The organism is Leminorella grimontii ATCC 33999 = DSM 5078, assembly GCF_000439085.1.
GTDB lineage: Bacteria > Pseudomonadota > Gammaproteobacteria > Enterobacterales > Enterobacteriaceae > Leminorella > Leminorella grimontii.
On the sequence record NZ_AUUA01000012.1, the window covers coordinates 31809 to 54864 of the forward strand.

The window sequence follows — 23056 nt, forward strand, 5'->3', positions numbered from 1 at the left end:
AGGCAATTAATTCTTACCATATAGCTACTTTGATCCATTCCTGGCGCGCGCCCAGGCAAAAGATGCCCCCTCTCCTAATCCCGGCAGGAAGAAACGGCGTTCGAAAGCGTTATATCGTTATAAATGGCGCAACGAATGGAAGCAAGACAATGAAAATCAGACGACAGCAGCCTTTTGCCCATTAAACCGCACTACCAGATAAACGCAGACGTCCTTGCTCTCATTTTTAAACGCACAGTCGTTCGGCGGGCCAAGTTCAAGGCAGTCCCCAGCGCCCATTTCATGCCGCGCATCCCCTTCGATAAACACCAGCTCTCCACGCTGCACCCAGATAAGGTGGTGAGAGTTTAGGTAAGCGGAGGCGGGCATAGGGATATCTGTTCCCGGCGGAAGCTCGATTTCAACCATATCCAGAGGAAATTCCGACAGCGGTGAAACGTGGCGGCGCAGGTAGCCGCTTTGAGGATCGCACCAGACGGGCTGGTGCTCACGGGGCAACAACCTGCCTTCGCGTATTTCAGCGCGGGCAATCAGCGTAGACATGCTGATGCCGAACGCGCCGGACAGACGGCCCAGCAGCGTAGCCGTAGGGCTGCTCTCCCCCCGTTCGATTTTATACACCATCGCACGAGACACGCCGGCGCGCTGAGCCAGTTCGGCAAGCGACCAACCGCGGGCTTCTCGCTCGATTTTGATTCTTGCACAGATTTGTTGATTTAGATTGTCCATTATATTAATAATGGCATATCACTATAGTGGAAATCAAAGAGTAAAAAATATGCTTATCCGTGATGCAAAGGAACAGGACTGCGCGGACATCGCCAACATCTATAATCACGCGGTGCTGAACACAACGGCCATATGGAACGACAGCGTAGTTGATGCGCCCAATCGTATTGCCTGGATGCAGCAAAGACAGAACGCAGGCTATCCGGTTATCGTCGCAGAACAAGACGGACGCGTCGTAGGCTTTGCCTCTTTCGGCGACTGGCGCGCCTTTGACGGCTATCGCTATACGGTAGAACACTCAGTATACGTTCACCCGGAGCATCACGGAAAAGGCATTGGAAAAACGCTGATGGTCCGCCTGATAGAGATCGCCCGTAGCCTCGGCAAGCACGCGATGGTTGCAGGCATTGAGTCCGAAAACGCCGCGTCGCTGTATCTGCATCGTCAGTTAGGATTTATCGAAACGGCGCGCATGCCGGAAGTCGGCGCAAAGTTCGGCCGCTGGCTGGATTTAACCTTTATGCTGCTGCGGCTTGATGAACGCGACGGCCCGGAGCCCGCGAAATGAATCAGGGACTCGTCATCGCCCTCGCCATCGCCGCCGGCATTGGATTGGTTTTTCAAAACTGGCTGATGGTGCGCATCACGCTCTCATCGTCCACCGTTTTGGTCGCTATGTTTTTAAACGCGCTGGTCGGCATTACGCTTATTTCCACGCTGCTTATCGGCAAAGAGGGCGCGTCCGGCTTTAAGGCCGTCTTCATGAACCTCCACTGGTGGATGCTTATCCCCGGCCTCCTTGGCGCGTTTTTCGTCTTCGCCAGCATCAGCGGCTACCGCTATCTGGGCGCCGCCGCGACCATCAGCCTGCTGGTCGCCAGCCAGCTCGTCGGCGGGCTGGTGATGGACATCGTTAGAAGCGACGAAGTTGACCTTTCTCGCCTTGCTGCCCCGATTGCCGGCGCCGTTTTACTGGTGATAGGAACCTGGCTGGTCGCTCAAGGGCGGTGAACGGCGCGCCGCTTTCAGTCGTGCGCTAAATATGCTACTTATGGCTGAAATGGAATAAAGAAGACAGCAGACCACGGATGAAGCTCACCGAACTCTATCCCTCCCCCTTGCTTCGCGGCTATATCAGCCGCTACTGGTCGTGGCAGGAAGAAGCCAACCTGCCGCCGCTGCTGCCGGGCTGCGGCGGGGAGATGTTTTTCTATCAGCGGCCCGTAGAAATCACGCGTCCGGGTAGCAAAGAAAGCGAGCGTAAAACCAGCGCGCTGCTGTTGCCCAGAGACGCCGCCTTTCGCTTCCACGCCCACGCGCCCATAAGCTTTATCGCCGTCCGCTTTCGCACCGGCGCGCTGCGCCACTTTTGCCCTTTGGCCGAAACCGAGCTGATTGACGTCAGCCTTAGCCCGTCAGAGGTTTGGGGGAAAAGCGCCGCCGAGTTGGAACAGAGGCTTTGGGAAACGCCTCGCGTAGACGATAAGGTTAAAATGATTGAGCGCTTTCTGCTTCACCAACTGACGCTAAACAGAAAAGAGCGCCATGTCTGGCTGGATGAAGCCGCTCGCCGAATGTATTACCAGTGTAGCCACATCACCCAGCGCGATCTCGTTGAGCTTTCAGGCTTTGGCGAACGCTATTTCCAAAAAACGTTTAAAAACCACTTTGGCGTAGCGCCAAGGCACTTTCAGCGCATCATCCGCGTAGAACAGCTCACCCGCCACCTGCTGCTACACTGGCAAAAAGACTACCTGAGCGCAGCGCTGGAATACGGCTATTACGATCAGTCCCACTTTATTAAGGACTTCCGCTTCTTTATCGGCGATACGCCCTCCCGCTTTCTTCAGGAAAGCAACTTCCGTTCGCATTTTTACAATACTCCTTCACGCCAAAACGTAAGCTGAACGACGTCAGAGGCGCATTGCGCCTGACGATTAACGTTAAGTTCAAACAATAAGGAGTCACTATGTCGCTTAAAGCCGCTTTTCTATTTTTAAGCCCGGAAGGGAACGCCAGCATTCACCGCAGCGAAGTCAGCACCGACAGCGTGAGCGTCACCACCTGTGCGGTAAACGACTACCGTGCGGCCTGCGAGCTGGCTAAGAAACTGGTCAATGACGAAGGCATCGTCGCTATCGAACTCTGCGGCGGGTTCGGCACTGAAGGCGTAGCCGAAGTAAAACGGGCGGTTGACGGTAAAGCCGCCGTCGGCGTCGTTCGCTTTGACGCTCATCCCGGCCTTCAATACCAGAGCGGAGATAGCCTGTTTAAATAGCCTCATATCATTTACCGTGGCGCAGCCCGATTTTCTGGTGGATGCGCCACGTTTTGAGATCGCTGACCGAACGACGTACCGCGCATCCCCCCAATGCAGACCAATCGACTTCGTTAATCAAAATGCGCAAAAAAGCGCTATGGCTAAATCTGGGCGCTATCTTTTCCACAGGGCTTATTTTTTATCAAAAAAGACCAATACCACTTAACTTCTTACTAATCGTAGACTTAAGTCTTATTTATAAAATTGCGCATGATGCAATTTTTTGCGTAGATCACGCATTTGAACAATTTATTTGCGCACTTTTATAAAAAAAACTAGAGTCATGCTCAAAGAACGCACTCAATGCGCTCAAACCACGCAACTCAAGGAGATATAAATGGCCCAAATCCGCATTAAACGCGCCATAGAAGCCGTACCGGGAGGCATGATGGTCGTCCCGCTTTTCGCCGGAGCGTTCATTTCAACTTTCTTCCCCCAGACGGCAACCTACTTCGGTTCCTTCACCGGGGCTCTGTTCAACGGCTCGTTAAGCATTCTCGCCGTCTTCTACGTGTGTATGGGCGCAAGCATCGACATTAAAGCGACGCCTTACATTCTTAAGAAAGGCGGAACGCTATTTGGCGTGAAGATCGGCACCGCGGCCATTATCGGCATCGTGTTAGGCCAATTCCTCGGCGAAGCGCCGATCGACAGCGGCTTGTTCTACGGCCTGTCGACGCTGGCAGTCGTCGCCGCGCTGAACGACACCAACGGCGGCCTGTATATGGCGCTGATGGGCCAGTACGGCAAGCCGCGCGACATCGGCGCCTACTCCATCATGTGTCTGGAGTCCGGCCCGTTCCTGACCATGGTCACGCTCGGCCTGGCCGGCCTTTCCGCCTTCCCGTGGCAAACGATGGTTGGCGCTATTCTGCCGCTCGTATTCGGTATGCTTATCGGTAACCTCGACCGTGAAATGCGCGACTTCCTTAAGGTTGCCAGCCCGGTCATGATCCCGTTCTTCGCACTGTCTCTGGGCTTTGGCCTCGATCTGACCAAGATCTGGCAGGCGGGCCTGATGGGCGTCCTGCTGGGCGTGGGCGTAGTTGTCGTCACCGGCTTTACTCTGTTTATCGGCGATCGCCTGACTGGCGGAACGGGGGTAGCCGGGCTTGCTGCGGCCTCGACGGCGGGTAACGCGGCGGCCGTACCGGCGATAGTCGCCGCCTCGAACCCGGCCTATGCGGAAGCCGCCAAGCACGCAACGGCGCTGGTAGCCGCCTGTGTGGTAGTGACGGCCATTCTTACGCCGCTGGTTACCGCGTGGGGTGCGAAGAAATTCGGTGCGCCGAAGGATATCCCTGACCCAGAATAAGCACGACAGCACGATAAGAATAAACGGTAACATTGACACTGCGCGTGATTTAGGAGAAACGCTATGCAATCTAACTGGTTCATTGCCGCCGACGACCTGACCGGCGCCGCCGACTGCGCAATCGCCTTCACCAAGGTGGGAACGCCCGCAGCGGTCTGTTGGGGAGAAGGTAACTCAAGCGCGCCCGTCGTGTCGGCCAATATCGAAAGCCGGGCCCTGACGGCGGCGCAAGCCGCTTCGGCCCACCGGGAAGCGCTTGAGCGCTTCTGGTCACCCAATACGCTGCTTTACAAAAAGGTTGACTCAACCCTGCGCGGCCAGCCGGCCGCCGAACTGGTAGCTACCGTCGATTTTCTTAAAGAAAAAGGCGCTGGCGCGTTCGTTATCGTCACGCCCGCCTTCCCCGGCACCGGGCGCACCACCGAAGGCGGCGCCGTGCTGGTTCAGGGGCAGCCGCTGGAGTCTACCCCGCTATGGGCACGGGATCATACTTACGAAAGCGCCCACATCCCGACAATTTTAACCGAGGCGGGCCTGCCCGCCGAGGCCGTTTCTCTCGCCTGCGTGCGCCAAGGCGCGCAGGAACTGGGTCATCTCATTGATGAAGCCCGAAGCAAGGGCCTGGCGGCGCTGGTATGCGACGCCGCCAGCGAAGACGATCTGGATATTATCGCCGCAGCAACTTTGCCGCGCGCACAGCACCTGTTTTGGGTTGGTTCAGGCGGCCTCGCCGCCGCGCTCGCCCGGCAGGAAAACAAGGCCACGCATAGCCTTTCTTTAAACTTGCAGGCAAAACGAGGCGGCGTGCTGATCGCCGTCGGTAGCCTGGCCGAAGCCTCGCGCGCCTCAGCGCAACGTCTGGTTGAGTCCGGTAAAGTGCGCCATGCGCTTATCGGCCCGGACGTCATTTTGGCAGACGACAAATCCCGGCTTGACGCGGTAACCGCCTCGGTACTGGCCGACCTCGCCAGCGGGCAGGACGTGCTGGTTGAGGTCGCGCTGACCGAATCGCCCGACCTCACTTTAGGCACTCGCCTGATGGACAGCCTGGCCGCCTCGCTGCGCCCGGCGGCCGACGTTGTCGGCGGGCTTATCGCCACCGGCGGCGACACTGCGGTCGCCCTGCTGAACCACTTTGGCGTCAACGGACTCGATCTTATCGAAGAAGTGGAAAGCGGCATCCCGCTCGGCCTGTCGATTGGGCAGGTCCGCACGCCGGTCGTTACTAAGGCAGGCGCATTCGGCGGCGAGAACACGCTGCCCCGCTGCCTTGAGCGCATTCATGCGTTGAGCGAGCGCCAGTAAAGAGCAAGTTTTGGTAAAATTATGCCCAGTTTCATATTGTTAAAAGGAAACGTTTAATATGCCTAACGCATCAACATTAAGTCCCGTTATTGCCGTCACTATGGGAGACGCAGCCGGTATTGGCCCTGAAATTATCGTGAAGAGCTTAAGCCATCGCTCTGTTTACGAAACGGCCCGGCCGCTGGTGATTGGCGACGCAAAAAGGCTTCAGGAAGCGGCAAAGCTGCTTAAGTCCGACCTCGTCGTTAACAGCCTGAAAACGCCGGAAGGCGCGGCTTTCACCTTTGGTACCATCGACTGTATTGATTTGGACATTATCCCCGCCGGGCTGCCGTTTGGTCAGGTTTCCAAAGAGGCCGGCGAAGGGTCCTATCGTTTTATCGAGAAGGCCGTCGAGCTGGTAAAAGCCGGTCAGGCGCAGGCCATCTGCACTGCGCCACTCAGCAAGGAAGCGATGTACCTCGCCGGGCACAAGTTCCCCGGCCATACCGAGACGCTGGCCTACCTTACCGGTACGCCGGAAGTGTCGATGATGCTGAGCGCGCCGAACCTGCGCGTGGTGCACGTCACCACCCATATCGGCCTGATTGACGCCATCGCCAAAATCGAACCGGGTCTGGTAGAACGCACCATCGGGCGCGCCCACGAAACGCTTATCCGTGCCGGCATCGAAAACCCGCGCATCGGCGTTTGCGCCATTAACCCGCACGCGGGCGAAAACGGCCTGTTCGGCTACGGCGAAGAAGAGACCAAAATCATTCCTGCCATTACCGCCTGCAAGGCCAAGGGCTGGAACGTGGAAGGTCCGCTACCCGCTGATACCCTGTTCTTCAGGGCCACGCGCGGCGACTTCGACGTGGTGATCGCCATGTACCACGACCAAGGCCACGGCCCGATCAAGGTGATGGGCATCGCCGACGGCGTCAACATCACTATCGGCCTACCGGTGATTCGTACCTCGGTCGACCACGGCACCGCCTTCGACATCGCTGGCAAAGGCATCGCTGACGAAGCCAGCCTGATGGAAGCCCTGCGTCAGGCCGTTATGCTTGCGCCGAAGGGAAGGGCCTAACCTACTGAACGGAGCTCAAATTCTTCCTTCGTCACAGACAATGGCGCTATTTTCTGCCAAAATAGCGCCTAATTAAGCAAAGGGAGGTTTGGGCTACCATGCGCCAAAGCAGAGAACGCCGAGAACAAATTCTGATAGCCCTCGCCGAGGGCGAAGCCGACGTCGACGTGCTGGCGGAACGCTTCGGCGTTTCTCCCTCCACCGTGCGGCGCGATCTGCAGCGCCTTTCCAAAGAAAAAGCGGTTATGCGCACCTACGGCGGCGCCATTCTTGCCCCCATTGGGGTTGAAGAAACCCTGGCGGAGCGCGAAGTGCGCAACATCGAAGCCAAGCAGGCCATCGCACGCGCCGCTGTATCCTACATTCAGGACGAAGAAACCATTATTCTCGACGGCGGATCGACGGTTACCGCTCTCGCTCAACTGCTGCGGGAACGAACCCTTCGCGTCATTACCAACAATATGAAAGTCGCCTGGCTGCTGGCCGACGCGCCCGGCATTTCCCTTATTCTGCTCGGCGGCACCATCCGTCCTATCAGCATGACCAGCTACGGCCCTCTGGCGGAAGAAGCGATGCGCACCCTCACCGCCGCTCGCCTGTTCACCAGCGCCGACGGCGTGGTGGCCGACCGGGGCCTATGCGAAGCGACGCTCGAACAGGCCTCTCTCAAGCGCCTGATGATGCGTCAGGCGGCGGAAACCTTCATTCTGGCCGACAGCACCAAGCTTGGCGCCGCCTCCCAGTCCGCCTGGGCGCCGTTCCCGGCAAGGTGGCATCTGATTACCGATAAGTCCGCGCCTGACGAAGCCACCGAGCCGTTTGTCGACGCGGGGGGAAAGGTAACGCGGGCGTAGAACAGAAGCCCCCTGAAATTTCGTTTATTTCGAATATTGTTATTTTCGTTTATTTCGATTATTCTCTTGAAAACGACGAACAGAGGATAATCTCTATGGCGACAACGTTAACCAATCTTAACCTTCCCGCTCCCCGTGAAATTGAACTGGCCCAGCGGGGAAAACGAGAACTTATCGCGCATCTTTCCACGAAACTGGAAACCCAGCGCATTTCAATTCTCGACGCGGATAGCAAAACCCACACTATCGAGTTGCCAACCAGCGCGCTGACGATGTTAATAGACATCCTTGGAGAGCTGGCAGCCGGCAACGCCGTGCAGATCGTACCGGTTCACGCGGAGCTGACGACGCAGGAAGCCGCCAACATGCTCAACGTTTCGCGCCCTCACATGGTGAAACTGTTGGAAGAAGGCAAGCTGCCGTTTCACAAAACCGGGCGACATCGCAGGGTGCTGTTTGCAGACCTGATGGCCTATAAGAAAGCGCGCGAACGCGAAAGCCTCGACGCTATGCAGGCGCTGGCAGAGCAGGCGCAGGATTTAGGGATGTACTAGGGTGTGTCCCGCGAGGTTAAGGGATTTACTGATGCACTTAGGGATCGTGGGTTTATATCAACCGAAATGGAGCAATCGCATTCAGGATGAATGGCGAACCAACCTGCTGGAGAAACGGCCTGACATCGCGCCGGAAGCACTCAGGCGCACCGTTAGCCTGATGAACCACGCCCTGCCGGACGCTAACGTCACGCGCTATGAACCGTTGATAAAAGGGTTAACGCTTCCCGATGAAGACGATAGGCACGTGCTGGCGGCGGCGATACGCGCCAAGGCTGAAGTGATTGTAACGTTCAACCAAAAAGACTTTCCGCATCACTCACTGGCGCCGTTTAACGTCGAAGCCCTCCACCCGAATGAATTTATCTCCGACCTGTTCGACCTCAATCACGCCCTAACGCTTGAGGCCGTAAGACGGCAACGTCAGTCGCTCAAGCATCCGCCAATGGCCGCGGACGATTTTTTGGAAATGCTGTTAAAACAGGGCTTATCGATGACGGTTAATGCATTAAAGGCGTTCGTTCACGCCTTCTAATGCTTTTGTACGCCTTACAAACACATCGCCCGGAAAACTGCACGTTCACCGGGCGACGCGTTTATTTCGTCAGAAAATGTTCCTGCGTCAAAACACCAGGAAGTTCACCACAAACATCGTCACGATGCCGCCCAGCGCGGGGATCAGCGTTCGTTTTACGATGGCGAACGGCGAACATTCGCCGGCCTTGCTGACCGCAATGATGATGCCCGCCACCGGGGAGATAGAGCGCCCCATCCCCGCCATCAGCTGCATCGGCAGGATCATACTGACCGCGCTGGCGCCGAACTTGGTCGCAATAGACGGCGCAAGGCCCGCGAAGGAGAAGAAGGCGGCAACGCCTGAGCCCGTCAGCACCGCCGTGATGCCCACCAGCAGCGTCATCACGATGGTCATGCTGGTAAAGCCAAAGCCCGCGTTCTGCACCGACTCAAGCAGATAGTCGATGGCGCCGATGGTTTGCATCCCTTGCGCATAAATATCGGCGCAGACCAGCAGGGAAACGATGCTGGTGAACATGCCGCCCATGCCTTTGAAAAACACCTGAACGCCCTTGCAGCAGGCGAGGAGGTCGCGTTTGACGATAAGCTCGCACACAAATGCCGTCAGCGTGCCGATAATCATCGCGGTCACGACGTCAATCTTGATGGTGTTGATAACCAGCGGGCTGAACACCAGCACCAGAATCACCGGGAAGACGGGCAGCAGCGCGTAGAAGGTCGGCGCCTGCTCTTCCTTCGGGGCGTTCGCGTCAACCGCGTCTTGAATAACAACGACGTGCCCCTCTTTTTTATCGTAGTACTTGGCGGTAAAGAAAATCAGCACCGACACCACAACCATAACCGCCACGGCAACCGGCATCTGATAGTGCGCAAAATAAACCGCCGCTTCCATCCCCGCATGCTTGGCCGCCAGGTTCGCGGTGCCCACCGCCGGGCCGAGGTCCATAAACGCACACAGGCCGATCATAGCCGCCGCCGCCGCTTTGCTCACGCCTAAGCGAACCAGCACCGGGAAGAAGGTTACCAACAGCAGCATCGCAAGCCCGGCCGCGCTGGAGATCGCCACGTGCAGCATCTGCGCGCAAATGTAGCCGAGCGCCAGAATCAGGTACGGTGCCTTAATTACCTGCAAAGGGCGAATGCAGACGTTAACCATCGCGTTCGAGGCCTTAATGTGGTCCATGTAGCTGGCAAAGCCGCCCGCCGCCATGATGATAAGGCCGATGCCCGCAATCTGGGTGGTCAGCGAGCCTTTGGCAAAGGCGAAGATATCCAGCCAGACGGAGCCCGTCGACGTCGCCTTGCCGTACAGAATGCTTTTTTCCGGATAAAAAATGGCGGTGATAGTCAGCAGCAAAAGCCCCGCCAGCAGCAGCACGGTCTGCGGCTGATAATTTTTGATAATCAACCATGCGGCAACGATCGTAATCACTATCGCGACGATGAGTGCGGTCATGTGGTGTGTCCTTCTGTTTGTTTTTCCGGGTGGAAAGAACTACGATGGGATCGCTTCGCGCCTAAGTAAATCGTGCGTATGACGTTCTTTGGTTATTGCGCGGATCCTTTACGGAGCCATAGTAGGAGTGGGGGATCTTCAGCTAAATGAGAAACTCTTTTTCTCACAATAAAATGTGCGCGGGATCGCAGTTCGACAGAGCGTCATGGATACAGCTCAGGAGCAGCAGTCAATGAAAAACAACGTCCCGCTGACGCTGGAAGACTATATTGCACAAACGGCCAACCTGCATTCGCTGACCGACTCAGAATGCCGGCTCGACGACTACATCAAGAGGCACTTTAGCGAACTCCCCTTCCACGGCATCGTCGATCTGGCCCGCAACGCGGCGGTCAGCAAGGCCACCGTCGGTCGCTTCTTAAACAAGCTGGGATATACCGGCTATTCCGCCTTCCGGCGCGCGCTGGAAGACACCCTGTCACAGCAAAAGCTGGCACCGCCGTTCGAGCTGGCGTCCCGCGCGCAGGAAAGGCCCAAAACCTCCACGGCAGAGATCGTCGCCGAATTTAACAAGAACGTCTCCGCCCTGTTTGAAAGCTTCAAGAACAGCATCGATATCCAAAGCCTGGACGAGTTCATCAAGCTGATTTTAGACGCCGAGCGGCGCATCTACGTGATTGGTCCTTCTTCTTCTCACGCCATGGCGGAGCACTTCACGACGCTTATCAAGTATTTCAGAGATAAAGTGACGCTGCTTTCCGTCGACGCGGGCGATTTGCCGAAGTCCCTGTTGAATATCTCGAACCGCGACGTGCTGATCGTCTTTTCCTACTACCGGTTTAACCGGGTGGTTATCCGGGTGACGGAGTGGTTTCGCAAGAAGGACGCCGTGGTGGTGCTGCTGACCAACTCGGAGTCCAACCCCTACGGCAAGTTCTGCAATTTGCAGTTTGTCCTGCCGAGCGACGCGCAGTCGGTGTTCAAAAGCCGGATCATCGGCTTCTTCTTCGTTGAGCTGGTGCTGCATCTGGCGTACGAACAGGGGGAAGGCGAAGGCAACTTTGACCAGTTGGAAGAGCTGTTCGTCTTTTTTGAGACGTTTTCACCGCTGCCGAAATAGGCTATTTCCAAAAATGAAGCCCCGAAAGATCGCTCTTGCAGGGCTTCATTCCGATTATTCCCGTTACGCTTTCAGCGTTTTCTCCACCGAGTCAAAAAACGCGACGGTTTCATCAATCAGCGCATCGTTACAGCCGAGGTAGGAAGAGGGATCGCAGGCGGCGAGGATCTCTTCTTCCGTCAGCGTTTCGCGAATTCGCTCACAGCCGAGGGCGAGCTGCTGGAGATCTTTCGAGCCGTCGGCGTCTTTCAGCAGCGCCTTCATGATGTGGTAGCCTTCGTCGCGGCCGATTTTGTCGGCCAGCCTCATCGATACGGATTCGGACATAATGAAGTTTTTCGACGCGCTGAAGTTGTCTCTCATTCTCTGCTTATCGACCACCAGGTGCGTCACCAGACGACAGGCGCGATCCAGGCTGGCGGACAGCGCCAGCGCGGCCTCCGGCAATACCGTCCAGTTGAGCACGCGCATGGATGCGGCCCGAACGTCCTGCTGGTCGAGCAGGTTGGCGGAGCCGGACGCATACATCCAGCCCATGCGGGACAGCGTCTGGATCATGTTGCTGGCGCGCGGGTTGGTTTTGTGCGGCATGGTGCTGGAGCCGCCGCCGCCCTCGCCTTCTCGCACTTCGGCAATCGACGCACGGCCCATATTTTCCACGTCATTGGCCATCCGGCACAGCGTGCCATGCACCAACGCGAAGAACTGAACCACCTGCACGACGTTGTCCTGACTGGCGTTCATCATGCCGACGGGTGTGGACAGCCCCAAGGCGTCCATCAGATTTCTGCGGGTTTCCATGCCGTGCATGCCCACGGACGACAGGTTGCCCACCGCGCCGCCGAACATGCCGGTAATGGCCGTCGGGTAAAGGCTATCGAGACGCTGAAGGTGGCGAGCCACCTCCCCCAGATAGCTGCTGACCTGTAGCCCCCAGGTGGTGGCGGACGCATCCATCGAGTTGGTTCTGGCCACCATCACCGTCGCCTTGTGCGCCAGCGCCATGGTTCTCAAATTCTCGCCGAGCGTAACGAGCTGACCGCGCAACAGGAGAAGGGACTGCTTCACGCGCATCGCTAGCGCGGTGTCCAGCAGATCCTGCGTGGTGCATCCCCAGTGGAGATATTTTTTCACCAGCGGCGTACCGGCGTCGGTTATCTGATCGACCAGCGGCTTAATGGCCATGCCGACAGAGCGAGTGTCGGCGGCCAGCCGCGGCCAGTCGATCTTAAGCGTACGGCAGGTGGCGGCGATGTCGTCTGCCGCCTGGGTCGGAATAATGTTCAGTTCCGCCTGCACGCGGGCGATCGTCGTTTCAAACGTCAGCCAGCAGTTGATCAGGTTTTCATCGGACCAGATCTGCTTCATTTCCGGCTGTGTGAACAGAGATGAATACAGCTCTGAATCGAAGACTGAGCTAAGGCTACCGCGCATGAGGGACTCCCGTTTAGGTGAATAAGCGCTGCTATTTATTAGGGTATAACCCAACCGCGCCTATTGCTGCATGAATAGCCGAAATTCTCGGCCAATTGCTTTTTAAGAAAAATGAGAATGTGAGTTTCCCATGGGTAGGGGGGCGGTTAGTGGGGGAAATGTGATGGGGTTAACATAAATGGGGGAGTGATTTTTTGGGAGGGTAATGTGCAGGATTGGAGCACCAACATTATTATTGATAGCCCTATAAAATCAGCATTGGTGGATATTCCGACCGAAAACACACTGTGCTTATATCACCGCCGTGCTCGGTCGGTAGGGCGCTTTTATTAGCCTTGGGAGTGCGTCGGGCATAGCCTTCCTAGGGGCCCTTCGTTGGCTTACGCCAAGTCGACCCCAACGGAAGACTCTCCCTCCGATTAACTCAACAGATCGCTCAGGGCTTACTTCTAGGCATCATCATTATTAGGCCGCTCAACGGCGGCCTTAAGTCTATAGCGAAATTATTCCGCCTTATTTTCCAGATTCTCTACCTGCGGCAGGCCGACGGTGGAGGAGGTGGACAGCAGGCCGACCTGGGTGTAGCCGAACAGCTTCTCCCGCGTGTCGGTGATGTCCAGGTTGCGCATGGTCAGTTGGCCGATGCGGTCATCCGGTGAGAACACTGACTCGCCTTTTTCCATCGTCAGGCGCTCCGGCTTGTAGGTCAGGTTGTCGGAGACGGTGTTAAGGATGGAGTAGTCGTTGCCGCGACGTAGCTCCAGCGTCACTTCGCCGGTAATGGCGCTGGCGACCCAGCGTTGTAGGGCGTCGCGCAGCATCAGCGCCTGGGAGTCGAACCAGCGGCCTTGATAAAGCAGGCGCCCCAGTTGGCGACCGTGCGCGTGATACTGCTCAATGGTGTCTTCGTTGTGGATGCCGGTCAGCAGGCGCTCGTAGGCGATGTGCAGCAGCGCCATGCCCGGAGCTTCATAGATACCGCGGCTTTTCGCTTCGATGATGCGGTTCTCGATCTGGTCGCTCATGCCGAGGCCGTGGCGGCCGCCGATGCGGTTGGCTTCCAGCATCATTTCGACGTCGTCGCTAAAGGTTTTGCCGTTCAGCGCCACCGGGTGGCCCCGTTCGAAGCGAACGGTTACTTCTTCGGCGGCGATCTTGACGTTTTCATCCCAGAACTTCACACCCATGATCGGGTTGACGATCTTCACGCTGGAGTTAAGGAACTCCAGATCCTTGGCTTCGTGGGTCGCGCCCAGCATGTTGGAGTCGGTGGAATAGGCCTTTTCGGCGGACATCTTGTAACCGAAGCCGCAGGCGGTCATAAATTCGGACATCTCCTGACGCCCGCCCAGCTCGTCGATAAAGTCGGTATCCAGCCACGGCTTGTAGATTTTCAGCTCGGCGTTGGTCAGCAGGCCGTAGCGGTAGAAGCGCTCGATGTCGTTTCCCTTATAGGTGCTGCCGTCGCCCCAGATGTGGACGCCGTCTTCCTTCATGGCGCTGACCAGCATGGTGCCGGTAACCGCGCGGCCCAGCGGCGTGGTGTTGAAGTAGGTCAGCCCGCCGGTGGTGTTATGAAACGCGCCGCACTGGATGGCGGCAATGCCTTCCGCTACCAGCTGCTTGCGGCAGTCGATCAGGCGAGCGTTTTCCGCGCCGTACTCCATCGCGCGGCGAGGGATCTCCTCGTAATCGTCTTCATCCGGCTGGCCCAGATTCGCCGTGTAGGCATAGGGAACCGCCCCTTTCTTGCGCATCCACAGCAGCGCGGCGCTGGTGTCCAGCCCACCGGAGAAGGCAATACCGATACGTTGACCTACGGGGAGATGCTTGAGAATCGTTGTCATAAGATAGAACCCTGCTTGATATGCTGATGGCAAAATCGGTTTATTTTCTTTTAATCACAAAATGCATTTTTATGCATAAAAAATGATTTTAAATTTAACCGCGTTTTACAAGAAAAGGGAAGCGCTTTGTTGAACTTTTTTGCCCAATAGGGGAGGCATGTCTGGGATAGTATGGCGTTTTTTGAGGTTCATCAAGCGGTGATAGCCTGCCTATTGCCGAACCTGTAAGTCAGGCTTACAGGTTGCATTTTGTTCAAGCTCACCTTCTTTATAAATGGATTTGAGAATTTGGAAGGCTTCTCTCATTTATCTGTTTAAACGGGGCTAACGAAAATTACCCATCAGCCCCGCTTTACGTCAAACCGCGATGGCCGTTTTTACGTTCTTCACCGCGCATTGAACCTGCTTAAGGCGAGCACTTAGCACCGTTTCACGATCGGTGTCGGCTATCAATACCAGGCAGCCGTTCATCACCTTGACGGTAAATCCTTTGCCGATGTCGAACCCAACCTCTTTCAGCCAGAGGCCGGAGATATTCAGCATCGGGACGTCTCTCTTCGCTTGTAGCGGACGATATCTCACGTGATAGCGACGTTCGGTTCGGGAAATGGGGGATTTTGGGGTAGAATGGGGGTTAGCCATGATCAGCTCCGTGATAGTTGATTGTGGTTAGACGCTCCGGCGTGCGCCAACACGACCGGGGCGTTGCTTATTGAATTCATATCGGATGGTAGGTACCATCTGATAATTACTCTACCTTAGTGGTACCTACCATGCAAGAGAAAAAGAAGCATAATTTCGATCGTTCGAAAAGCACTACTAAAAATATTCGGTTTGAGGACGATCTTTTAGAACAGATTGAGAAAGCTGCTGGGAAAGGGAATTTTAGTGCTTGGGTGAAGGAGGCTTGTAGGTTAAGGCTTTTAAAAAACAAATAGGACTAACAATGTACTGAAAACTAAGCCAGGGATGAAGAGTAAGGGAACGTAATATATTTATATGTTTTTATTATAATTAAATAATTTCCACTTTAATAATAGATATTTCTTATCCAATTGATATTTATGTTTTGATATTTTCTTACCTTCAAAAAGATCGGCATAAATACATTTAACATTGAAATGAACCGTAAGTCTCTCTGGTTCAATACCCATCAAATTATTATCAAATAAATTATGACAATCTGAAACAAGTAGAATTCCATTACTTGTACTCATACTACGAGTCATTGAATAATCTCCAATATGGCAAGCCTGAAGAAGTGCTGGTATTTTTTGTCCAGTTACTGCGCACGTATAATAAAAATTATCTAATACCCTATATTTAAAATCTAATTGTAACGCAGGGGTTCTTATTAGTAAATTTTTCCTTAAAATACCTTCATCAAAAACTTCATTTAATTTTACTATATTCCTAATTCTCTTTCTACTTTTAATACTATGCACATAGTTTTCTCTCTTTATTTTATTTTTAGTATTATTTGAAATATATTCACTTAAATATCTCTCTGACTCATCTCTATTCATGGATATTAAGTTAGCATCATGACTAGCCATATTACAGTTAATCATAATTCTATAACAAACTGAATTAAAATAAGAAAAACCCATAGGATCAAAAGGAGATTTTTTATATAACTCACTTAGCTCTCTATTTTTACAGATCTTCCACGCGTCATTTTTATTAATTGTTCTAATCAAGTATTGATAGAGTTTTCCGTCAAAAAAATCATTTACTATCCTTTTATCTAAAGGTTCAGAAGATCTAATATTCGAATTTAAAGAAGAATAATCCAAAGCAGGTTTATTAATATCATTTTTTACCTTAATTTCAATAGGATATTCTAGTCGAGTGGAAAATCTATTAGCAATAGCTTCTCTTAATCTTAAATCTGCTTTAGCTTCCTCTTCAATCATCTTTCTACGCTGTTCATCCCGTTTTATTGCCTCATCTGATAATATGAACCCATCATTTACAAGTAAACTTCTAGGAATAGAACGTCCCTTTAATTTATATTCTTCAACTTTCAACGTAATTTCATCACTGATTGTCGAGAGCATATTTCTACAACTAACTATTCGTCTCACATATTTAACATTAGGAGTGAGATTATTTTTACTTTCATATTTATTTTTTTCATTTTTCATCTTCTCCCGCATAACTACGAGGTCATCTAATGATGAATAAAAATATGGTCTTTTTTCTATATTTTTACGATGCCTCTCAATGCGCTTCTTGCGCTCTTCGTTATCTAATATATTTAAAGTATCATGAATAACATTCTTTACTTCAATTTTATTAGATAACGTTTTTTTACCTTTTTTTTCATTCTTATTTTTTTTACTCTTCAAAACTCGTTTCTTTTCTATACTAACGAGCATATCCGAAACAGTTGTAGCCATCTCATTGCTTACTTCAGCACTATTTAAAGCCTCAATCAACGATGATGCAATAGCATGATTTTTCATATAAGCGATAACCAATCAGTATAGATAATAAATACAATTATTACATTATTTCATAATATTCAGTGAGTTAACTCACAAATTAACACATTAAATATAATTCTTCAGCTAAATAAAGCCCTTTCTTATTAGTAAATAATAAGGAAATTAACTTGGCGGAAAGCCACAGGAGTCGAACCTGCCAAGGACCGCTGGCGGCCCCATCTGGATTTGAAGTCCAGCCGCCCCACCGGGGACGATGACTTTCCGTTGGCTCAGAGGCGCTGGCGTGAAGAAAAACAACGCCGTACGGAGAGGGGTAAAGCCCGTTGATTATACCGTTAAACGCTCAAGATGGTAGTCCTGAAAACGCCCCCTTTTCACATCCGCGCAACACGGGCGCTTGGTGAAAGCAGGCTCTAGTAAACCAACTCCCCATACCTGTCCCGATACTCCTTCGGCGTAATGCCGTGCGCCTTCTTAAACACCGAGTAGAAATACTGCAGCGACGGGTAGCCGCACATCTGCGAAATCTCGTTAATCGACAGCGTGCTGGCCGCCAGAAACTCGCAGGCGCGGTTGAGCTTTTCCTGATGGATAAGGTTATGGATGGTGTTGCCGGTTTCGTCGCGGCAGCGCTTCTCCAGGTTGGAACGGGAGAGGCCGACTTCGTCCAGCACCTGCTCGACCTTGATGCCCTTGCAGGCGTGGTTGCGGATAAAGTGCATCGCCTGGATCACCGCCGGGTCGTGCAGCGAGCGGTAGTCCGTCGAGCGGCGTTCCACCACCTTCATCGGCGGCACCAAAATGCGCTGAATGGGGAGCTCGCCCTGCCCGCTCAGCAGCCGGTGCAGCAGCTTGGCGGCCTGATAGCCCATCTGCCGCGAGCCCTGCGCCACCGACGACAGCGCCACGCGGGACAGATAGCGCGTCAGCTCTTCGTTGTCGATGCCGATCACGCACAGCTTCTCCGGCACCGCGATGCCTAAATGCTCGCACACCTGCAAAAGGTGACGGGCGCGGGCGTCGGTCACGGCGATAATGCCGGTGTGGGCGGGCAGGTTTTGCAGCCAGTCCGACAGGCGGTTTTGAGCGTGCTTCCAGTTCTCCGGCGCGGTCTCCATGCCCTGATAGACCGAGCTGCGGTAGTTGCCCTCTGCCGCCAGCTGGCGAAACGCGTGCTCGCGCTCCTGCGCCCAACGGTGGGTGTCATCATGGGGAAGGCCGTAAAAGGCGAAATGGTTGAGCCCCTTCTCCTTCAGGTGCTCAAACGCCATCTTGACCAGCGCGTGGTTGTCTGTCGCGATGTAGTGCGCCTTGGGGTAGTCCTCATCGCGATGGTAGGAGCCGCCGACGCCAACTACTGGAATGTCCAAACCGCTGAGCGCCTGCTCAATGGCCGGATCGTCAAAGTCCGCAATTACGCCGTCGCCCAGCCACGCCTTGACGCTGTCTATCCGACAGCGGAAGTCTTCATCAATGAAAATATCCCAGTCGCACAGCGACGCCTGCAAATACTCGCCGACGCCCTCAATCACCTGACGATCGTAGACCTTGTTGGCGTTAAACAGCAGCGTAATGCGAAAGCGTTTTTCAAACATGGCGTACAGTTCCCAATAAAGCAGCGCTACCCGTTGATAAACTTACTATAAAATTCAACGCCCCGCACGTTCCCCAATCCCACCCTGCGGCGCAGATCGAAAAAAACGTGCGGGGCGGATCGCCGAAGTATCAGGCCCGCTTCTTGGTCGCCGAGTCCATCCATACCGCCAGCAGCAGGATGGTGCCCTTGACGATGTACTGCCAGAAGGTCGGTACGTCGAGCATACTCATGCCGTTGTCCAACGAAGCCATGATAAACGCCCCCATCACCGCGCCGGCCACGCTGCCCACGCCGCCGGAGAGGCTGGTGCCGCCGATAACGCAGGCGGCGATGGCGTCCAGCTCGGCGATGTTGCCCGCCGACGGTGAGCCAGCGCCCAAGCGGGAGCTTAAAATCAGCCCGGCGATCGCCACCATCAGGCCGTTAATAGCGAACACCGCCAGCTTGGTGCGCTCAACGTTGATGCCCGACAGCCTCGCCGCGTCGATGTTGCCGCCGATGGCGTAAATCCGGCGACCAAAGGCGGTGCGGGTCGCCATAAAGATGCCGACCATCATCAGCGCCGCCAAAATAAGCACCGGGGTCGGCACGCCGCGGTAGTCGTTCAGCAGCCAAATAGCGCCGAGCAGGATCACCGCCGTCAGGCTCTGACGGCCAACGTCGCTGGAAGCGCCGGCTACCGGCAGGCCCAGCGCTACGCGGTGGGCGCGCTGGCGCCACTGCCAAATCACGAACAGCGCCATTACCGCAAAGCCGATACCAAAGCCGATGCCGTTGGGCAGGTAGCTTTGGCCAATCTGCGACATTGCTGCGCTGGTCGGCGATACGGTGGTGCCGTTGGTGATGCCGACCAGAATGCCGCGAAACGCCAGCATCCCGGCGAGCGTGACGATAAACGACGGCACCTTGCGGTAAGCCACCCACCAGCCGTTCCAAGCGCCGAGCACCAACCCTGCGGCCAGCGTCACGACGATGGTCAGCGGCAAAGGCCAGCCGAGCCAGACGTCAAAAATCGCGGCCGCGCCGCCCAAAAGCCCCATCATCGAGCCGACGGAAAGGTCAATCTCCGCCGAAATAATGACAAACACCATCCCGACCGCCAGCACGCCGGTGATCGCCGTCTGACGCAGCAGGTTGGAGATATTGCGCGGGCTGATGTAGGCGCCGTCGGTCGCGACGCTGAAAAACAGGATAATCACGACGATGGCCGCCAGCATCACGAAAACCTGAAGGTTGACGCGCTTGGGCTTTGGCGGTGCGGCCTTCGGCGTATCGGTTAGTATGTTATTCACCATGGTGTTCACTCCTGAGTGCTGCTTCCATAATCTGTTCTTGCGTCAAGCCCTGATTTTGTAGATCGGCCTTAATGCGCCCTTCGTGCATCACCAGCACCCGGTCGCTTAAGCCGAGCACTTCCGGCAGTTCGGACGAAATGACGATAAGCGCGATGCCCTGCTCCACCAGCTGGTTAATCAGCTTGTAGATTTCATACTTGGCGCCGATGTCGATACCTCGCGTCGGCTCATCGAGAATAAGAATTTTCGGGTTGAGCAGCAGGCACTTGGCGAGGATCGCCTTCTGCTGGTTGCCGCCGCTCAGGCGGGCTATCGCCAGCTCTACCGACGAAGTTTTTACCTTAAGGCGCGCGATGGACTCGCCGATCGTCGCTTGCTCTTTGGCGTCGTTCAGCACGCCGAGCGGGCCGCTGAAGTCGTCCAGCGCCGCCAGCGTGATGTTGGCGCCGACGCCCATAATCGGCACGATGCCGTCTTTCTTGCGGTCTTCCGGCACCATGGCGATGCCGTGGGCGATGGCGTCTTGACAGCGGCGGATTTTCACCGGGCTGCCGTTGATGAAAATCTCTCCCTGCCAGCGGCCGCGATAGGCGCCGAACAGGCACTGTACGGTTTCGGTTCTGCCCGCCCCCACCAGCCCGGCGATGCCGAGAATTTCCCCTTTGTGCAGGGAAAAGGAGACGTCGTTGACCCGCTTGATGTGGGTATTGATCGGGTGCCAGGCGGTCAGGTTCTCCACCCGCAGCACCTCTTCGCCGATAGCGTGCTCAGACTGCGGATACAGCTCTTTCAGCTCGCGCCCCACCATCATGGCGATAATGTCGTCTTCGCTCATTTCGGCGGCCGAGCGCGTGCCGATATGCTTGCCGTCGCGGATCACACAAATCCAGTCAGAGATGGCCTTCACTTCATTCAGCTTGTGGGAAATGTAGATACAGGCGATGTCGTGGCTTTGCAGGTCGCGAATGATGTCGAGCAGGATCTCAGTTTCGCTTTCGGTCAGCGAAGCGGTCGGCTCGTCCAGCACCAGCAGGCGCACCTGCTTATTGAGCGCCTTGGCGATCTCTACCAGCTGCTGCTGGCCCAGCCCCAGCTCGCCCACTTTGGCGTCCGGGCTGACGTTCAGCTTCACCTGCTCCAGCAGGCGCTGGCAGCGCAGAAACATGGCGTCGTAGTCCATCACGCCGAAGCGGCAGCGTTCAGAGCCGAGGAAAATGTTCTCAAGCACCGTCATTTCTTTCACCAGCGCCAGCTCCTGGTGAATGATAGCGATGCCCTTTTGTTCGGTGTCACGAATGGTCTTGGCGGCAATCACGTCACCGGAAAACACGATATCGCCCTGATACTGGCCGTGCGGATAAATGCCGCACAGCACCTTCATCAGCGTCGACTTGCCGGAGCCGTTCTCTCCACAAAGGGAGAGCACCTGGCCCGCATCGAGCGTCAGGGAAATATCGTCAACGGCTTTAACATCGCCAAAGGTTTTGGTGATGCGCCGCATTTCTAACAGATGTGGCATTGGATGTACTCCACACTACGGGCAACATGACGGAAAGTTCTGCACAACCGACCGTCGCCCATGGGATCCGGGCGCAGGGAACTCCGCGCCCGGTGCGTCCGTCAGTTATAGATACTCTCTTTGCTGTGGAAGCCATCGGCTACCACGGTAGCGTCGATGTTGGACTTCTCGACTTCAACCGGCGTCAGCAGGTAGGCCGGTACGTCTTTCTTGCCGTTGTTCAGCGTAGCGTTGGACTTCGGCGCTTTGCCGCTGCCCAGATCGACCGCGATTTCCGCCGCTTCGTTAGCCAGAAGCTTGATGGGCTTGTACACCGTCATGGTTTGGGTGCCCGCCACGATACGCTTGATGCCCGCCAGGTCGGCGTCCTGCCCGGAGATGGCGACTTTACCCGCCAGCCCTTGAGCAACCAGCGCCTGCACCGCGCCGCCGGCGGTGGCGTCGTTAGAGGCGACCACGGCGTCTATCTTGTTGTTGTTGGCGGTCAGGGCGTTTTCCATGATCTTCAGGGCGTTCTCCGGCAACCAAGCGTCTACCCACTGGTCGCCGACAATCTTGATTTTGCCTTCTTTAATCAGCGGATTAAGCACGTTCATCTGCCCCTGACGGAACAGCTTGGCGTTGTTGTCCACCGGCGAACCGCCCATCAGGAAGTAGTTACCCTGCGGCACGCGGTCCACCAGGCTCTTGGCCTGCAGCTCGCCCACCTTTTCGTTGTTAAACGAGATGTAGAAATCGATGTCGGCGTCGTTAATCAGACGGTCATAGGCCAGCACCTTGATGCCCTCGCGCTTGGCCTCCGCAATCACGTTGCTCAGCACCTGGCCGTTGTAGGGGATGATCACCAGCACGTCGACGCCGCGGTTAATCATGTTCTCAATCTGCGCCATCTGGGTTTCTTCGTTGCCGTTAGCGGACTGCACGAAGACTTTAGCGCCCAACGATTCCGCCTTGGCGACGAAGATGTCGCGGTCTTTTTGCCAGCGCTCCAGGCGCAGGTCGTCAATCGCCATCCCAATCTTTACGTCTTTGGCGTTAGCCATATGCCCTGATAGCGCCAGTGATGCACAAACGGCAAGTAATACATGCTTTAATTTCATTTGTTCACATCCTATTCTTGGTCGAGCTATTTCAGTTGTACGCCCGTATCACTATTCGCTACGTGCGCAGTAGGTAAAGGGTAAATACTCACCGCTATAGTGTTATCAGTTATTTCTACCGTATCAATTACAGATTCTTACCGCCTTATTACGTTTTTTAGTTTATTTTCATTTTTTTGAGAGGAGTCATGTTTTACATATAAAAAGATGAAAGCCACCCAAATGCACATAAAAATAAAAATCAATTAAAATCATATTGTTAAAATAAAACAAAACAGCATCAAACGAAGAAAAACGTACGCTTATCGTGAAGAAGATCACAGTAGTTAAATTTCATAACTCACTATTTAAATCTGGGAATAACCCCGTTGACTTTATCTCTTTATGATTCTCACCAATATAAGAATCATCGCGACGGAAACGTTGTATTTTCTATTTTATTAAAAAAGAAAATAACCGCTTACGGCGCAGATAAGCGCTAAAGAAAATATTTGCACCCAAGACTGCGCCGAAAAATGCAGTATTTCGCGCGCAAAACCCGGCATCACTCTA

The 23056-nt window shown here is 54.5% G+C and carries 22 protein-coding genes and 1 tRNA gene; 12 read left to right on the forward strand and 11 right to left on the reverse strand.

Annotated features, from left to right (window positions below):
- Nucleotides 1-156: 156 nt before the first annotated feature.
- Complete coding sequence (locus tag G544_RS0113355; RefSeq protein WP_036024105.1) at nucleotides 157-729, reverse strand: helix-turn-helix domain-containing protein; 573 nt, start codon at nucleotides 727-729, stop codon at nucleotides 157-159.
- A gap of 49 nt (nucleotides 730-778) precedes the next feature.
- Here G544_RS0113355 and G544_RS0113360 point away from each other — a divergent pair, with 49 nt between their 5' ends.
- From G544_RS0113360 to G544_RS0113405, 10 genes are all read left to right on the forward strand, one after another.
- Nucleotides 779-1297, forward strand: a complete 519-nt coding sequence (locus tag G544_RS0113360; RefSeq protein ID WP_027275076.1) for a GNAT family N-acetyltransferase — start codon at nucleotides 779-781, stop codon at nucleotides 1295-1297.
- On the forward strand, nucleotides 1294-1740 hold the full coding sequence (locus tag G544_RS0113365) for a DMT family transporter (protein WP_027275077.1): 447 nt from the start codon (nucleotides 1294-1296) through the stop codon (nucleotides 1738-1740). Before G544_RS0113360 ends, G544_RS0113365 begins: the two co-directional genes overlap by 4 nt.
- 77 nt (nucleotides 1741-1817) lie before the next feature.
- The gene (locus tag G544_RS21380) at nucleotides 1818-2636 is read left to right on the forward strand and encodes a helix-turn-helix domain-containing protein (protein WP_027275078.1); all 819 of its coding nucleotides are present in this window, start codon (nucleotides 1818-1820) and stop codon (nucleotides 2634-2636) included.
- Nucleotides 2637-2698: 62 nt separating this feature from the next.
- Nucleotides 2699-3007 carry a DUF6506 family protein gene (locus tag G544_RS0113375; protein ID WP_027275079.1) on the forward strand — a complete coding sequence of 103 codons (309 nt, stop codon included), beginning with the start codon at nucleotides 2699-2701 and terminating at the stop codon, nucleotides 3005-3007.
- Between the two features lie 388 nt (nucleotides 3008-3395).
- Nucleotides 3396-4364 (forward strand): 2-keto-3-deoxygluconate permease, encoded by a 969-nt coding sequence (locus G544_RS0113380; protein WP_174788512.1) that lies wholly within the window; start codon nucleotides 3396-3398, stop codon nucleotides 4362-4364.
- Nucleotides 4365-4427: 63 nt separating this feature from the next.
- Complete coding sequence (locus G544_RS0113385) at nucleotides 4428-5669, forward strand: four-carbon acid sugar kinase family protein (protein WP_027275081.1); 1242 nt, start codon at nucleotides 4428-4430, stop codon at nucleotides 5667-5669.
- Nucleotides 5670-5727: 58 nt separating this feature from the next.
- Nucleotides 5728-6741, forward strand: coding sequence for a 4-hydroxythreonine-4-phosphate dehydrogenase PdxA (gene pdxA, locus G544_RS0113390; protein ID WP_027275082.1), 1014 nt, complete (start codon nucleotides 5728-5730; stop codon nucleotides 6739-6741).
- Between the two features lie 98 nt (nucleotides 6742-6839).
- Entirely contained in the window at nucleotides 6840-7595 is a 756-nt protein-coding gene (locus G544_RS0113395) for a DeoR/GlpR family DNA-binding transcription regulator (RefSeq protein ID WP_027275083.1), read from the forward strand.
- A gap of 95 nt (nucleotides 7596-7690) precedes the next feature.
- Nucleotides 7691-8149 carry a helix-turn-helix domain-containing protein gene (locus tag G544_RS0113400; RefSeq protein ID WP_027275084.1) on the forward strand — a complete coding sequence of 153 codons (459 nt, stop codon included), beginning with the start codon at nucleotides 7691-7693 and terminating at the stop codon, nucleotides 8147-8149.
- Between the two features lie 31 nt (nucleotides 8150-8180).
- Complete coding sequence (locus G544_RS0113405; protein ID WP_027275085.1) at nucleotides 8181-8684, forward strand: PIN domain-containing protein; 504 nt, start codon at nucleotides 8181-8183, stop codon at nucleotides 8682-8684.
- Between the two features lie 87 nt (nucleotides 8685-8771).
- Here the strand turns inward: G544_RS0113405 and dcuC are convergent, their stop codons facing one another.
- A complete protein-coding gene (dcuC, locus tag G544_RS0113410; protein ID WP_027275086.1) occupies nucleotides 8772-10142 on the reverse strand; it encodes a C4-dicarboxylate transporter DcuC in 1371 nt (456 codons plus the stop codon).
- Between the two features lie 232 nt (nucleotides 10143-10374).
- Here dcuC and G544_RS0113415 point away from each other — a divergent pair, with 232 nt between their 5' ends.
- On the forward strand, nucleotides 10375-11262 hold the full coding sequence (locus G544_RS0113415) for a MurR/RpiR family transcriptional regulator (RefSeq protein ID WP_027275087.1): 888 nt from the start codon (nucleotides 10375-10377) through the stop codon (nucleotides 11260-11262).
- A gap of 63 nt (nucleotides 11263-11325) precedes the next feature.
- Here the strand turns inward: G544_RS0113415 and G544_RS0113420 are convergent, their stop codons facing one another.
- The 3 genes from G544_RS0113420 to G544_RS0113430 all read right to left on the reverse strand — a co-directional run bounded on the left by G544_RS0113420 (nucleotide 11326) and on the right by G544_RS0113430 (nucleotide 15185).
- Complete coding sequence (locus G544_RS0113420; protein WP_027275088.1) at nucleotides 11326-12696, reverse strand: class-II fumarase/aspartase family protein; 1371 nt, start codon at nucleotides 12694-12696, stop codon at nucleotides 11326-11328.
- A gap of 503 nt (nucleotides 12697-13199) precedes the next feature.
- The gene (gene argG, locus G544_RS0113425) at nucleotides 13200-14543 is read right to left on the reverse strand and encodes an argininosuccinate synthase (protein WP_027275089.1); all 1344 of its coding nucleotides are present in this window, start codon (nucleotides 14541-14543) and stop codon (nucleotides 13200-13202) included.
- 357 nt (nucleotides 14544-14900) lie between these two features.
- The gene (locus G544_RS0113430) at nucleotides 14901-15185 is read right to left on the reverse strand and encodes a SymE family type I addiction module toxin (protein ID WP_027275090.1); all 285 of its coding nucleotides are present in this window, start codon (nucleotides 15183-15185) and stop codon (nucleotides 14901-14903) included.
- Nucleotides 15186-15316: 131 nt separating this feature from the next.
- Between G544_RS0113430 and G544_RS21765 the strand changes: the two genes are divergently transcribed.
- Entirely contained in the window at nucleotides 15317-15481 is a 165-nt protein-coding gene (locus G544_RS21765; RefSeq protein WP_071783394.1) for a YlcI/YnfO family protein, read from the forward strand.
- 57 nt (nucleotides 15482-15538) lie between these two features.
- On the opposite strand, the gene G544_RS20580 is transcribed toward G544_RS21765, so the two are convergent.
- From G544_RS20580 to xylF, 6 genes are all read right to left on the reverse strand, one after another.
- A complete protein-coding gene (locus tag G544_RS20580; protein WP_081650794.1) occupies nucleotides 15539-17011 on the reverse strand; it encodes an HNH endonuclease signature motif containing protein in 1473 nt (490 codons plus the stop codon).
- 150 nt (nucleotides 17012-17161) lie between these two features.
- Nucleotides 17162-17256 (reverse strand) — tRNA-Sec (locus G544_RS22210).
- 150 nt (nucleotides 17257-17406) lie between these two features.
- Nucleotides 17407-18588 (reverse strand): D-xylose utilization transcriptional activator XylR, encoded by a 1182-nt coding sequence (gene xylR, locus G544_RS0113445; protein ID WP_027275091.1) that lies wholly within the window; start codon nucleotides 18586-18588, stop codon nucleotides 17407-17409.
- Between the two features lie 130 nt (nucleotides 18589-18718).
- Entirely contained in the window at nucleotides 18719-19885 is a 1167-nt protein-coding gene (xylH, locus tag G544_RS0113450; RefSeq protein ID WP_051155757.1) for a xylose ABC transporter permease XylH, read from the reverse strand.
- Nucleotides 19875-21404: a xylose ABC transporter ATP-binding protein gene (locus G544_RS0113455; protein ID WP_027275093.1), complete on the reverse strand. Its 1530-nt coding sequence runs from the start codon at nucleotides 21402-21404 to the stop codon at nucleotides 19875-19877. The genes xylH and G544_RS0113455 overlap by 11 nt, the downstream gene beginning before the upstream one ends.
- A 101-nt stretch (nucleotides 21405-21505) precedes the next feature.
- The gene (gene xylF, locus G544_RS0113460; protein ID WP_027275094.1) at nucleotides 21506-22504 is read right to left on the reverse strand and encodes a D-xylose ABC transporter substrate-binding protein; all 999 of its coding nucleotides are present in this window, start codon (nucleotides 22502-22504) and stop codon (nucleotides 21506-21508) included.
- Nucleotides 22505-23056: the final 552 nt, after the last annotated feature.